The organism is [Collinsella] massiliensis (assembly GCF_002161605.1).
Lineage (GTDB): Bacteria > Actinomycetota > Coriobacteriia > Coriobacteriales > Coriobacteriaceae > Enorma.
Genome location: NZ_NFIE01000044.1, coordinates 1 through 565, shown reverse-complemented (window position 1 = coordinate 565; position 565 = coordinate 1). Strand labels below are relative to the sequence as shown.

The 565-nt window shown below is 62.8% G+C and carries 1 rRNA gene; it reads right to left on the bottom strand.

Going from position 1 to position 565, the window contains the following annotated elements:
• Positions 1–346: 346 nt before the first annotated feature.
• Positions 347–565, bottom strand: a 16S ribosomal RNA gene (locus B5G02_RS09985); the annotation flags it as partial.

The following is a 565-nucleotide window of genomic DNA, read 5'->3' as shown; positions in this document are numbered from 1 at the left end:
GTGGTATCTTGCCGGCCCGTCCGGGCCGGCGCCACGCTCATGCTATCCATGTATTCAGATGGTGTATCGAAGGAACATTGTCCTCCGCGATCGTCGTCATGATTAGATGCTTCCCACGTCAAAATCTAAATAAGTAAGATGGTCTGTAGGAGATCGCGCCAGCCTACGGGATCCCTCCCGTGGCTGCGCGCTATGCGGCTCTCAAGGTACGCGGGGCGTCGCCCCGGGGGCCGGATGCCGCGAGGAGGCCTCGGAGGGGAGGGCGGGCCGCGGGCACGCGCCGCGGCTCCACTCGTGGGATAAGTTCTGAAAAATTATGTCTTCCTGAGAGACGTGTTCTCCCTAGAAAGGAGGTGATCCAGCCGCACCTTCCGGTACGGCTACCTTGTTACGACTTCACCCCCCTCGCCCTCCACACCTTCGACGCCTCCCCCCTCGCGGTTGGGCCGGCGGCTTCGGGTGCAGACGACTCGGGTGGTGTGACGGGCGGTGTGTACAAGGCCCGGGTACGCATTCACCGCGGCATGCTGATCCGCGATTACTAGCAACTCCGACTTCGCGGGGG